A 12,850-nucleotide genomic window follows, 5' to 3' on the forward strand; every position below is an offset into this window, starting at 1 on the left:
AGTATAAATAATGAGTGGAAAACAAATCAAATAAACTAATTCGATTCGTTTTCTAATCGCATGTGAAATTTTTTCATTTTTTGCACCAAAGCGCTTTGACTGATATCCAAAGAGATGGCAGCGGCCCTTGTAGTCCCATACTTCTTCATCGCATTCAGGATCAGGGAACGCTCCAGCTCGGAAACGGCTTCCTTCAAAGAATGTGTTGTCGTTTTTTTTGATAAGACCGGCTGGATGAAAGATGGTAAATTAGTTAAATCAATCGTATCATCATATGTCGTGACGACCAGCCGCTCTGCAAGACTCGCAAGCTCACGTATATTGCCAGGCCACGAATAGTTCGTCAGCCATTCATAGCATTCCGGTGTCATCTTTTTCTTTTCATCATATTTTTCATTGAATTTTTTCAAATACATTTCTAAAAGCGGGATCGTTTCTTCCTTTCGCTGGCGTAAAGGCGGGACTTCAAAGGAAACGATATTAAGCCGGTAATAAAGATCTTCACGGAAAGATCCTTCTTGCACGAGGGAGGCCAGATCGCGATGGGTGGCTGTAATTAACCTGACATCCACTTCTTTCATTTCGGTAGAACCAACTCTCATAAACTTGTTTTCTTCTACCACTTTCAAAAGTTTTACCTGTAGCTCTAAAGGTAAATCCCCAATCTCATCCAAAAATAACGTGCCACCATTCACTTTCTCAAAAATCCCCATTTTCCCATTCTTAAGGGATCCGGTAAATGCCCCGGGTTCATATCCAAAAAGTTCAGATTCCACCAAGTTCGCTGGAATGGCTCCGCAATTTAATTCAAGGAAAATTTTTTCCCTCCTGGAGCTTTTGGCATGTATGTACTTGGCGATTAAACTCTTCCCTACTCCCGTTTCCCCCTGTAACAAGATCTTCGCATCCGTTTTAGCTACTTTATCAGCCAATTTGAATAAAGGAGTTGTAGAGGGACCAATGATTATTTCCTGTAAATTCACCTGTTCCGAGCCAGGCAATAATTGAGAAATAGGTTGGAAAGATAACTTTTGGCTGTCAATCGTATACTTCATCCGGATTAATTCAGTAATATCCCTAACACTATTAATGACAAATATGACTTCATTCTGTGGCGATAGAATAGGTGTGGCCGATACGATGATCTTTCTTCCATTTCGAATTCTTTGTGTCAAAGTAACTTGATTCTTCGTTCGAATGGAGTCCAATGAAGCAGAGACGGATATCATGCCTTGCTCAATTAAATAACTCATTGGTTTTCCGATGATTTCCTCTTCTCTTATTCCAGTAATACGCTGATACGCTTGATTGATAAATAATGTCGTTCCATCACCATCCGTGATATACACCCCATCATACAGGGCATTAAATACAACCTTGCATAAATCACTCTCGAAGAATGCTTGAAATTGTTCATAGGGTATTGAGTAATTCCGTAAATTTTGCAGCGGTGCATTAACGGTAATGAAATGAGAAATTGGCTTCGTCAAATCACTCTGCTGCACTGCTGCAGATAACGCCTCTATAGTCAAAAATCCGATGAAATCCTCTGAATCATCCAAAACTTCCACTTCAGTGCTTCCTATCGGGAAACATGATATCGCTTCCTCCACTGTCATATCCGAATAAAACTTAGTCATCAATATCCACTCCCTGACTGGTCTTTAATATTTGATAGAGCACTTCCTCCTTGATTGAAGACTTTTTGAAAGTTCTGGCGGCTTCCTAGTCTTTTCAAATTAAAGAAGGCAATAAACTTATTAACTTATATTGTGTGAGCATTATATAATGTCCATTTCTTTTTAATGATACTATGTACGACAATCAACGACACCAAGAATAAATGCTACACCGGTAAAAACGTTTCAATCTCAATATCCTATTTCTGTTTAAAACGATAAAATGCATTTGTATGTTACTTTTATCATATCAATGGTGTTTTTTATGCTCAAATCCATTTTCACTCATCACAGGAAATCTTGTCCTTTTGTTGTATAATAAACCCTGCAAAATGGCTCATTCCTTGAGATTTTTTAATTCTCAGTTGAAGCTTAAGAACAAGTTGTTAAGTGCTTTAAAAAGCTTCTCTGCAGTTTGAAAAAACCTAATCCGTATTTGGATTAGGTTTCAGACTGTAGACAAACCCGATGAAAACTCAGTTTGCCTGCAGCTTTTTTTATTGAAAAAAGTTGCAGCTGATTTAAGAGATCCACTCCCTTTCCGCCGCCTGTCTGCCAAGCCTCATCAAAGCAAGCGCCTATAGGGTCATGACTAGCCAGTAATTAGGCAGGAGTGTCGCAAATCTCTTCAATCTAGTGAGGATTACAGTAAAAAAACATTCTCTCTAATCGGACTCCTAACCCCATTTTGTCGCCAAACTGAAACTTAATACTTATTTGGATTAGGTTTTTTGATTTGATTAAAGATAGTAATTTGCTTCCTTTCTAATGAGATGCTTAATTTGGAAACCAGCCGACCGGTTTTACATCGAGATTAATGTTGATTTGTTTAATTTCCTGGTATTCATCCAAGCCGTATTTTCCTAAACTGCGTCCAATCCCGCTCTGTTTGTAACCGCCCCATGGCGCTTCGACATATGTTGGATGATAATCATTAACCCATGTGATGCCTGCCCGTACCTTCTTGATCACTCGCAATCCTTTTGCCCCATCGTTAGTGAAGACGCCGCCTGCAAGGCCGTAGTCTGTATCATTTGCAAGTTTAATAGCTTCTTCTTCATCTTTAAACTTTTGAATGACAACTACCGGCCCGAAAATTTCCTCCTGCACGATGCGCATGTCAGGTGTTACATCGGTGAATACAGTCGGTGCAATGAAGTATCCTTTGTCAAGGTCTTCATCAACAAGACGGTAACCGCCTGCTGCAAGTGTCGCACCTTCCTGTTTGCCGATTTCAATATAGTTCAAAATGCTATTCATTTGCTCTTCGCTGACAATTGCTCCCATGTTGCTGTCCTCCGCAAGGCCAGGTCCTACTTTGATTTTATTTGCGCGTTCCACATACCGTTTCACATATTCATCATAAATACTTTCCTCAACCAGGATGCGGCTGCCTGATGAACATACTTGACCGGCACCGAAAAAGATGCCGAATAATCCGTAATCGACGGCCGTCTCTAAATCTGCATCTGCAAAAACGATATTAGGTGATTTACCGCCAAGCTCAAGTGAAATTTTCTTTAAGTTGCCCGCGGCCGCCCTCATGATTGTTCGGCCAACATCCGTACTTCCTGTAAATGAAACAATGTCCACATCCTTGCTTTCTGCAATGGTTTGACCGACAACAGTGCCGCGGCCCATCACCATATTAGCGACACCTTTAGGGATGCCTACTTCCTCCAGTATTTCAAATAATTTCATTGCTGTAACAGGTGTCACTTCAGCCGGTTTATATACAATAGTGTTACCTGCCGCAAGGGCCGGTGCGATTTTCCAGACACTCATTAGAAGAGGAAAATTCCAAGGTACAATCAAACCGGCTACACCTACTGGCTCACGAACAACCATCGCTTGTACTGGAGCGGGAACTTGATAAGTTTCCCCTTCTGGATGAAGCACCAAACCAGCATAGTAACGGAAACACGCGGCGGCATCCGCAATATCGAAACCTGCCTCTGCTTTGAGTTTCCCATTGTCCATTGTTTCGAGAATCGTTAACTCTTCAGCACGTTCATCTATTTTATCAGCGATTTTATATAGGTAGGAAGCACGCTCCTGTGCTGTTAGGCCTGACCAGATTCCACTTTCAAAAGCTGCCTTTGCAACTGAGATTGCCTTTTCAGTATCTTCCTTGGTGGCACGCGGAGCCCTTGCAATGACTTCCTGTGTTGCAGGGTTGATTACCGGGATTACTTCATTTGAAGATGAGGTCTGCCACTTACCGTCGATGTAATTTTTAAGCTCTAAAACTGCCGTTTCTAAAATTGTCATGTTTCATTCCTCCGTTTTCATTATTTTTTAGTTTTCTCTTTAAGGAACCGTTAAAGTTTTATAACAAGTCTGTCGTCCTTCGCACGTGAGCAGCATGTCAGGATTGAGTTGCGTGTTTGGCGGTTTTCTTCGCTAAGGAAGAAATCACGGTGATCCACTTCACCTTCTGCAACATCCACCTCACAACTTCCGCACCCGCCCACTTTACAAGAATAAGGTGCATCAATGCCTTCCCTTAAAAGCGCATCAAGCAGTGTTTCACCTTCATGAACACGGATGGACCGATCGCTGTCTGTAAGGTCGACAATGAAAGGTTCATGCGGCCCGTCATGTTTTGTCGCAAATAATTCAAAGTGAATCGCATGTTCCGGATAACCATATGAACTGGCAGCTTTTCGGTACTCTTGTACCATCTCGATTGGTCCGCAAAAATATACATGCGTGCCAATGCGATGATCCATCATCGTCTCAGGCATCATTCTGCGTTTATCTTCTGCCTGCGAAAAATAAAAGGTGCATTGATCAGGATATTTGGCTTTCAACAGATCATAAAAAGCACATAATTCCGGTGTGCGTGCTGCATAATGAAGTTCGAAGGTTTGTCCTTCGGCAGCCATATCTTCCATCATTGCCAGAAATGGAGTGATGCCGATTCCAGCTGCATAAAATGCATGATGCTTAGCTCGAAAGCTGAGAGGGAAGTTGTTTTTAGGGAAGCTGACTTCCAATCTGGAATCTATTGTTACATGATCATGCCAGAAAGCGGAACCTCCGCGTGACGCCTCATCACGCCGAATGGAAATAGCATATTTTTTACGGTCCCTTGGGTTGCTGATAAGGGAATATTCTCGCTCGATTATCGTATCCCCTACCGGCATGAAAGTGGTCAAATGCGAACCGCCAGTAAAAGCAGGCAATGGTTTTCCATCAACTGGAATCAATTCGAACTGTTTTACGAATGGAGTTTCTTGAATGATCTTGTTTACTTTCATTTGAATATTTCCTACTACCCGCATGATGATCAGCTCCCTACTTCTTCTTTTCCGATTGGGATGAATGGGTAACCAATATAACCTTCCCGTACGATTGAATAAAATGGTCCTATTTCAAGACTGGCTTTGCAATGGTCACATTCTGCAATTTCGGCTTCTTCTGCGATTTCCGACACTTCGAAACATTTCATGCAATATACATACCGCCGTTTAGGGCCGATAATCACCGTCTGGATCTCAGCTTCAGATAGACCAGCTTCCACCCCGAGCGAGAAGATCATTACGGCATTGTTCCAAGCTGCCGCAATATAAAATTGGGTGCCCATCTTTTGTGACAAGATGACTCTCTTAATCTCCTCTTTATCTTCCATTCCATTAATGGAAAGACATTCAACAGGCACTGTTCCTGCGATTTCAGAAGTGAAACTTTTCGCCTTTTCATATCCGGCTTGATCAGAAATGACGACAAACTTTCTTCGTTCATTCCGAGGAGTAAATTTATTTACGATCGTAATGGATTTATCAAACAATACTGGACTATTGTACAAGGCCCTATCCTCCTACTTATTGTTTATCTTCGCTTTTTTGTTTTTCATCAATACTCCTCAAATATTCGACCGATTGCGAAAGAAACGGGGCAATTCCTTTGTATTCAGCCATAGGTTCCGGAATATCCTGCAGTACGCTATATGTCAGATCAAACCACTCCTGGCGCATTGTCAAATCCTCCAGCGGCAGGAACTGAGTATTCAATACGAATAGAATGGCGTTGCTTCGTGGCATGCGATAAAATTTTTGTTCTTCAACGCGCAAACGAACAAGTTTACCTGCATTTTCCGGTGTTATTTCAGAGCGCTGCGGTCCCCATACATCCATCGTTTCATAGTTGACATCCCAACGGTCCGCCATCAGGTTCCAGTTAATGCGTGTCCATGGCTTTCCTGGCTCGATGGATAATAAAAACTTACGAACGCGATCTGCGAGTTCATCACCTTTCCGTGATACGAATGGAACAGGTGCATGGATCTCATCAAAGGACATGCCTTTATTCCAGTTAGCCGAGAAGAGTGCAGCGTATGAAACTTGCCCCACTTCCAAGTAGAAATTACTATCGCGATGAACCATTAAAACAAAATCATTATGGAAATGGCGGCCTATATAATCAAGCGGCTCATTTGGAAGCGTGCTGGCATCGCCATATACGAATGAATCGGATTCCCCGAATATGTGGTTCTTGAAAGTCCAGTTGTCACCATCTTTAATGACCTCGAAATGCTCCGGATAGCGATCAGCTGCCATGTCAATCAGCATTTCCAATACTCCCCATTGCATTTCCATTGTGTGTGAAAAAGATTGAAACCTTATATGCGGCTGTTCTTGAAGGAGACGACGCTTCGTTTCCACTTGGAGTTTGTATTCTGGTGTAACTTCAATACAGTTAACGTTTGAGAGTTTTTTCAAGTCGTTTGAATAACGATAGTTACCTGAAGTGAATGGAAATGGGAATGTATCTAAATCTGTTGTTTTGAAATCTAAACTTTGTGTAAACATTGAACAATCTCCTCTCGTTCCCTAGATTCTTTAAAGTGAGTTTTTTTCTATTTAGCTTCCTTTAATTCCACGGATGGACGCTCCATGTCAACTTCATAACGGAAAATGTATTTAGATGAAACATAGTAGGTGACTAAAGCGACAAAGTATGTTGGAATTCCGGCAGCTGTATAAAGGAAAAAGCCACTTGCTTCAAAAGTCAATGGATTATAGAGTGCCCAGTAAACGGTCGTTCCGATAACCACCGTGAGAACGGCCGAAGGGTTAATGCCTTTCCAATAGGTATAAGAGCCTTGCGTGTCATACAAATCCCTTATTGAAATGCGTTGGCGCTTTACAAAGAAGTAATCTGCAACGACAATCCCGCCGAGAACAGCCATTATAAAAGAGATGACAGCAATGAATGAACCAAAGGCATCGTAGAACGTTGAGCTTAGAAGTAAGAATATAGTCGGTACGGTTGTACCCATCGCAATCATCCATGACTTTTTCGGGAATACAGTTTTAAAGCTGACAGCTTGTGAGTACATAAGGAATATGGCTGCACCGACATTCCCTACCGAAAGTAAAATCAAGCCAATGAAGCCGCCCCAACTTCCTGCGATGGAAAACATCCAGTCAGAAGGATTAAGAGAACCAGTGACTAATGCAGCAAGTGCCCCAACTAACGCGGCGATACAGACGATGATTCCATAGCTGTAAAATCCCGCTTTAAATGCTCCTCCTTCTGTTTTAGATAAACGGCTGTATTGGCCAAGGTACGGAAGCCATGAAAAGCCGAGACCGATGTTTAACTCCAGGGCTGTCGCGAATGAACGAGAACTCGTTTCAAATGGCTCAGAAGGAAGTATATGAGCCACTTCCGTGAACCCCTGTCCAAACAAGACTATTGCGAGCAGGCCAAACATGAGAACCATAAAAACTGGAACGGCTACTGCGGTATATTTTTGAATCGCTACCGGTCCCCTCACCGTTACAAGGAATGCACAGACGAAAAGCAAAATCGAGAAAAACGGCGCTCCCGTTGCTTGGCTTGAGAAAATCGCGGGCATGCCCATCCAATTAGCCGCCTCTGCTAACGCCTGGCCGGACATAAAAAGCGCGATGGAAATATAGCCGAGAGTTAAAATAAGAAAAACAAAGAAAAAGATATTCGATCCTAAATACCCAAGTGAACTTCGAAACCCTACAAAAGTGTCTATGCCATAACGCGCAAAATAAAGGGTAATGGGAACTATCAACAGCATAGGGAAGGCATTACCGAATAAAATCGCTGCAAGTGACTGCTTCGCGTCAAGCATTGTACCTGTGTATCCACCAGTTAACAGCCCAAAAGATGAGAGGCCAATAACAACTTGAACTAAAATTAAATCCCGAAGGTTAAAAATCCGGTCATTTTTACTTGCCGGTAAGAACCCAAAGGCCACATCCTTTGAAATGGAGGAATTCTCTTTGCTCACACGCTTCTCTCCCAACTATAGAATAGTGATTGTATTACTTGGAATAAGGCTGATATAGTTCTGGGTGATCGAAACAACTACATTAGACAAGTGAATAGATTAGGTAAGCGATGATTAAAATCATGAAAAAAATAGAACCTGCCGCATCACTCCATTTCATTTTGTCGATTTTCACAGCTTCTTCCTGCTCATACGCATTGATCCGCTCATTCAAATCTGAATATAGATTTTTAATAAAGGGATCTTCTGAATTGATATTCTGTTGAAACTGATTCTCTTTATTCAAAATCGCTTCTCCCTCCTTTGCAATCATGCTTTCTGGTCCCTTCTCTTTACTTTATTGCAATAACCATGCCAATCAGAAAACACTATGCTAACAGGGTTTTCAAAAGGAAGAATATTCATTTTTGAAACTATTGAACAATTGTGAAATTTCTGTAATATAAAACTAGGAAGTTAAATGAAAGGCAGGTAGACATAAATGGATCACTTCACCTCTGCACTCTTGTCTATTTACGATCAGCTTATTGTGACAGATAAAAATGGCACAATACTGAAATCGACCGGAACAGGGAATACCTTATTCCATACAATCAAATCCGCCAATATCGGTGGTTCCATCAAGGATGTTGAACAAGATTTATTTGCTACAAACTTTGCAGAAGAGATAATGGGCAAAAATGAAAAAAGATCCTTCATGCAGTCTACATGGCAGGGTCCAGAGCTGCTGATGACGGTATACCCGATTGAATCCGGGGCCTGGGTATGGGCTTACAAAGAACTCAAAGATTCTTATCCAGATACATCAAGGGGGCAATCGGGGCCTTTATTGGAATCGAAGAAGCCATCTTTTCCATTTGTGATCCGCAGTAAACCGATGCTTGATGTTCTGCATAAAATGCAAATGGTTTGTGATGTCAGCGCAACAGTCCTATTATTGGGGGAATCCGGTGTAGGAAAGGAAATAGCAGCCAGGGCCATACATAATATGGGTAATAGAAGTGACGGGCCATTTATACCTGTCAATTGCGGCGCCATCCCGGAAAACCTGATTGAAAGCGAACTGTTCGGATATGTAGAAGGGGCTTTTACCAGCGCTCGGAAAGACGGCGCCAAGGGAAAATTCACACTTGCCCATAAAGGTATCTTATTCTTGGATGAAGTGGGCGAATTACCGCTTAATGTTCAGGTAAAACTGCTTCGCGTCCTTCAGGAGCGCATTGTCACGCCAATTGGGAGCACGGCCTCACACCCTGTTGACATTCAAGTGATTGCCGCAACTAATAAATCGCTCGAAAAAATGGTAAAAAAAGGAGAATTCCGAGAAGACTTATATTATCGTCTTCATGTCGTGCCTATCCATCTTCCGCCGCTTAGGAATCGTGTAGATGAAATCCCTCACCTGGTTCAGTTTTTTTTACAAAAGTACAATACACTATACAATCGAAAGGTAGCTTTCACACCGGATGCAATCGACTTGCTATGTATCTATCAATGGCCCGGCAACGTGCGCGAGCTTGAAAATACAGTTGAAAGGCTTGTGATTACTAGCGGAATACCGGAAGTGGATGTTGCGTTGGTTAGAGAGGTGCTTCCTTTTAAAGGACCCAACAAACCCACTTCACTACCTGTCATCGATTTTCTAATGCCTTTGCAGGAAGCAGTCGACCTTGTGGAGGAACAGCTGATCAATATGGCGATGGAACAATACAAATCATTAAAACTAGCGGCAAAGGTATTGGAAGTCAGCCAGCCGACGATGAGCAGGAAATATAAAAAATTACGTAATAAAATTGAAGAGGCAAGCTTTTCACCAGTGGATAAACGGGCCATTTTAGAAGAACAAATAAACCAGCGGCTTCGATCCATAGCCGTTGTAACCGCAGCTATCATTCCAGCTGAGGAGGTAATCAGTCTACAAAAAAATATGAACCGGCAAAATTCCTATTCCCAGAAATTAAAACAAAAACTTACCATGATTCAAGAAAAGGAAGGCGTAATTGAATGGGTCTTTATATTTATCATGACGGATGATGGACGTCTGATTCACCTCGTTGCCGACAAGGGCTTTGTAATTGAACCGGGGGAAGAATATATGGGTCCCCCGGAAATGGTTAATGTAGCTTACCAGGCGTTTAATGGTAAAGCGGGTGTTACTCCCATATACGAAGACAGGTACGGTGAGTGGAAAACAAGCTTTGCGCCAATCATTGATGATGATGGCACTATCGTAGGTATTGTCGGATGTGATTACAGCAAAGCCTATTTCAATTCGGAAATGCAGCGTCTCCGTAAGCAACTCAATATACATGTTTGATTTCGGAATGCAGTCATGCGGTGAGTCTATTAGACCAACTGAATACTAGGGTAAAAAAAGAAAAGCTGATTACAGGAGCCGTCTAGAACGGGCTTCTGCAGTCAGCTTTTTCATTATTACCATATACATCATGAACGTTATGGAGGAATTAAAATGGCAGTAACGCCACCCATTTTTCGGTCTAACTGGTTTTCCCAAATTGACCACGCCTATATAGGCAATTTTATATGTTGTTCTTCCACTAAATATAAACTGTTAAGAGGATTTGGCAGAGCATATGGATACTTATTCAATGCTTTAATGGAACAACCCAATGACTTATTCCTATTATACAAATGAGTGCTCATAAGCCTTATTGCCATGAAACCTATATAACTTTCTCTTTATTTTCTCTATTTTTCACCAAAAAATAAGCAGTAATCAAGGCAGTAATAGGAATTATCAGGGCTACACCTGTTCCAGCACAAAATATAGTGATCATTTCAGCACTAAATATTTTTGAGTTTACGATTTCCCCAACAGAATAGGATAAATCTTTAAACCATATAAGCAGTGCCAAATAGCCTCCAAAGAAAGCAAAAAATAGTGTATTCGTAGATGTACCTAAGATATCCCTTCCAATACTTAATCCAAATGCGAATAAATCTTTCTTACTAATGGATGGATGGTGAAGAAACATTTCTCGCATGGGAGATGAAATGGCCATGGCTGTATCGATAATCGCGCCAATAGTACTCATAATAATTACTGAAGCTCCAATTTTAACAAAATCCACCCCAATATAAAGGGAAAAGATGCTAAGCTCTTCTATTTCTTCTTCACCGAAACCTTGTATCATCGCATTTTCCGTCACAATGACAATAAAAAAGAGTACTATAACAATCGTGATAATAGTAGAAATGAATGCCGTTTTTGTTGTACTGTTCACTTCGTTAATAAAAAATAAATTAATATAACTAATCACCGTACATGCAATCAATGTTACGATATACGGATCATTATTTGGATTTGTCATAAAAATGATGGTAAAAAGTAACACACCAAAGTTTAGGAACAAAGCAAAAAATGAACGTGCCCCTTTTTTTCCGCCAATCAAGATCATCAATATTAATAGTACAAACGCTAGCAACAATAATACATTCATTGTCTTTCCCTCTTTCGATTAATGAAAAAAATAGAGACATATAGACCTATCGGAATAGTTAACACGATTCCAATACCACCAGCTAGGGCACGGGCTAATTCCAATGTAAGGTTCATGGAAAGGGTAAATCCCAATGCAGAAGCATTTTTCAAATACAAAATAATCATAGGTATTGAGCCACTTATATAGGCAAAAAACAAAATATTTGTCATGGTTCCCATAATGTCTTTTCCAATCTCTAATCCTGAAGTTTTAAGTGCTTTTACTGATATGTGGTTATTCTTTTCATACAACCCAAAAATCGAAGAAGACATCGTAATGGCTATATCCATTACGGCTCCTAAAGATCCGATAAATAACCCTGCCATAAACACCATTTTATAAGGACGAGTGATAAATTGCATCTCTTCATATCGAAGGCCATTTTCGGAAGTTACCCACATAACAAGATAAGTAATGAACAGCGATAAAAAAGTCCCTAACAGTGTCGCAATAATAGCTGCATATGTTTTTTCATTAAAACCGTTAACGAGTAAAAGGGAAAAGACCGTAAATAGAATGATACTTATACTGCATATCAATACCAAACCAATGTCTGATGAATTCAAATAAAAATCTAATGCATATGACAACAATATGGCATTGACTGCCAAACTTATAATTGAAAACAGGCCCTGCTTTTTTCCAACAATAAGTAATGTAAAGATAAAAACCCATGCTACAATCAACACAAATTTATCACGCTTTACGTCTTTTATGGTTCCAGTTAACTTTGAATTTTCTTCTGTCTTCGTATCAATCGAAACAAATAAATCATTTCCTACTCGATATTCTTGATCATAAGCTCCGGATGAGGAATATTCATTCTTTAAATGAATAAGTTTTCCTTTTTCTTCTCCATTTTGTATTTCGGCTATTATACTCTGGGTAAATAGTCGATCTTCATTTTGATACATATCATTCAATTCAGTTGTATTTTCCAGATTTGTTTTGATGACTTTGGCTATTGGAAGTTCATAGAATGAATAATTGTGATGAACAAAGAAAACAGAAGCGACAAAACAAAGTGCTATGACGGCGTACAAAGAAACATGCTTGTAACCCATTTTTTTAAATTTATTTACGATAACATTCAAAATAAAACCTCCAAATATCGGGTGGGCAAAAAAAGCAGGGAGGAGCCAGAATTGACTGACTCCACCCCGCCTTACTAGTATTTGATTTATTTATCTTATCATGAATAGATTTAGTATGCGAACAACGTCCGATCTACCTCCTTTACGCCTCCCCAGATAAAACGCTAAGAAGAGATTGAGGTGACATCTCAGGAAACACAAGCAGAGATCGCATTGCGGATCATGAAGACACCCTTACCAGTAACAATCCGCTGACTCAAAACCCATTCACGCATTAATGGACATAGAATTTTACCAGAG

General features: G+C 40.6%; 10 protein-coding genes. 1 reads left to right on the forward strand and 9 read right to left on the reverse strand.

Translation table 11 applies throughout. The annotated features are described in order from the left end of the window. Positions 1–35: 35 nt before the first annotated feature. From ACIROD_RS03265 to ACIROD_RS03295, 7 genes are all read right to left on the reverse strand, one after another. Positions 36–1,640, reverse strand: coding sequence for a sigma-54 interaction domain-containing protein (locus tag ACIROD_RS03265; protein ID WP_402937900.1), 1,605 nt, complete (start codon positions 1,638–1,640; stop codon positions 36–38). An 816-nt stretch (positions 1,641–2,456) separates the two neighbouring features. Continuing rightward, a complete protein-coding gene (locus ACIROD_RS03270) occupies positions 2,457–3,950 on the reverse strand; it encodes an aldehyde dehydrogenase family protein (protein WP_402937903.1) in 1,494 nt (497 codons plus the stop codon). 50 nt (positions 3,951–4,000) lie between these two features. Next, the gene (locus ACIROD_RS03275; RefSeq protein ID WP_402937906.1) at positions 4,001–4,966 is read right to left on the reverse strand and encodes a PDR/VanB family oxidoreductase; all 966 of its coding nucleotides are present in this window, start codon (positions 4,964–4,966) and stop codon (positions 4,001–4,003) included. A 5-nt stretch (positions 4,967–4,971) separates the two neighbouring features. Then, positions 4,972–5,490, reverse strand: a complete 519-nt coding sequence (locus ACIROD_RS03280) for a hypothetical protein (protein ID WP_101222304.1) — start codon at positions 5,488–5,490, stop codon at positions 4,972–4,974. A gap of 16 nt (positions 5,491–5,506) precedes the next feature. Then, positions 5,507–6,493, reverse strand: coding sequence for a heme-dependent oxidative N-demethylase family protein (locus ACIROD_RS03285; RefSeq protein ID WP_402937908.1), 987 nt, complete (start codon positions 6,491–6,493; stop codon positions 5,507–5,509). Positions 6,494–6,540: 47 nt separating this feature from the next. Next, the gene (locus ACIROD_RS03290) at positions 6,541–7,953 is read right to left on the reverse strand and encodes a purine-cytosine permease family protein (protein ID WP_230176887.1); all 1,413 of its coding nucleotides are present in this window, start codon (positions 7,951–7,953) and stop codon (positions 6,541–6,543) included. A gap of 82 nt (positions 7,954–8,035) precedes the next feature. Next, positions 8,036–8,266 carry a hypothetical protein gene (locus tag ACIROD_RS03295; RefSeq protein WP_063593935.1) on the reverse strand — a complete coding sequence of 77 codons (231 nt, stop codon included), beginning with the start codon at positions 8,264–8,266 and terminating at the stop codon, positions 8,036–8,038. Positions 8,267–8,434: 168 nt separating this feature from the next. Here ACIROD_RS03295 and ACIROD_RS03300 point away from each other — a divergent pair, with 168 nt between their 5' ends. Further along, positions 8,435–10,270 (forward strand): sigma 54-interacting transcriptional regulator, encoded by a 1,836-nt coding sequence (locus ACIROD_RS03300; RefSeq protein WP_402937912.1) that lies wholly within the window; start codon positions 8,435–8,437, stop codon positions 10,268–10,270. A 367-nt stretch (positions 10,271–10,637) separates the two neighbouring features. Here the strand turns inward: ACIROD_RS03300 and ACIROD_RS03305 are convergent, their stop codons facing one another. Both ACIROD_RS03305 and ACIROD_RS03310 read right to left on the reverse strand, forming a co-directional pair. Continuing rightward, the gene (locus tag ACIROD_RS03305; protein ID WP_402937915.1) at positions 10,638–11,414 is read right to left on the reverse strand and encodes a YibE/F family protein; all 777 of its coding nucleotides are present in this window, start codon (positions 11,412–11,414) and stop codon (positions 10,638–10,640) included. After that, entirely contained in the window at positions 11,411–12,550 is a 1,140-nt protein-coding gene (locus ACIROD_RS03310) for a YibE/F family protein (RefSeq protein ID WP_402937918.1), read from the reverse strand. The genes ACIROD_RS03305 and ACIROD_RS03310 overlap by 4 nt, the downstream gene beginning before the upstream one ends. Positions 12,551–12,850: the final 300 nt, after the last annotated feature.

Source organism: Peribacillus sp. NPDC101481, assembly GCF_044767165.1.
In the GTDB taxonomy this organism is placed as follows: Bacteria; Bacillota; Bacilli; order Bacillales; family DSM-1321; genus Peribacillus.

What these genes read in the sequence shown, in the direction of transcription:
- ACIROD_RS03265 (WP_402937900.1), bottom strand. Translation starts at nt 1,640, where the DNA reads ATGACTAAGTTTTATTCGGATATGACAGTGGAGGAAGCGATATCATGT.
- ACIROD_RS03270 (WP_402937903.1), bottom strand. Translation starts at nt 3,950, where the DNA reads ATGACAATTTTAGAAACGGCAGTTTTAGAGCTTAAAAATTACATCGAC.
- ACIROD_RS03275 (WP_402937906.1), bottom strand. Translation starts at nt 4,966, where the DNA reads ATGCGGGTAGTAGGAAATATTCAAATGAAAGTAAACAAGATCATTCAA.
- ACIROD_RS03285 (WP_402937908.1), bottom strand. Translation starts at nt 6,493, where the DNA reads ATGTTTACACAAAGTTTAGATTTCAAAACAACAGATTTAGATACATTC.
- ACIROD_RS03295 (WP_063593935.1), bottom strand. Translation starts at nt 8,266, where the DNA reads ATGATTGCAAAGGAGGGAGAAGCGATTTTGAATAAAGAGAATCAGTTT.
- ACIROD_RS03300 (WP_402937912.1), top strand. Translation starts at nt 8,435, where the DNA reads ATGGATCACTTCACCTCTGCACTCTTGTCTATTTACGATCAGCTTATT.
- ACIROD_RS03305 (WP_402937915.1), bottom strand. Translation starts at nt 11,414, where the DNA reads ATGAATGTATTATTGTTGCTAGCGTTTGTACTATTAATATTGATGATC.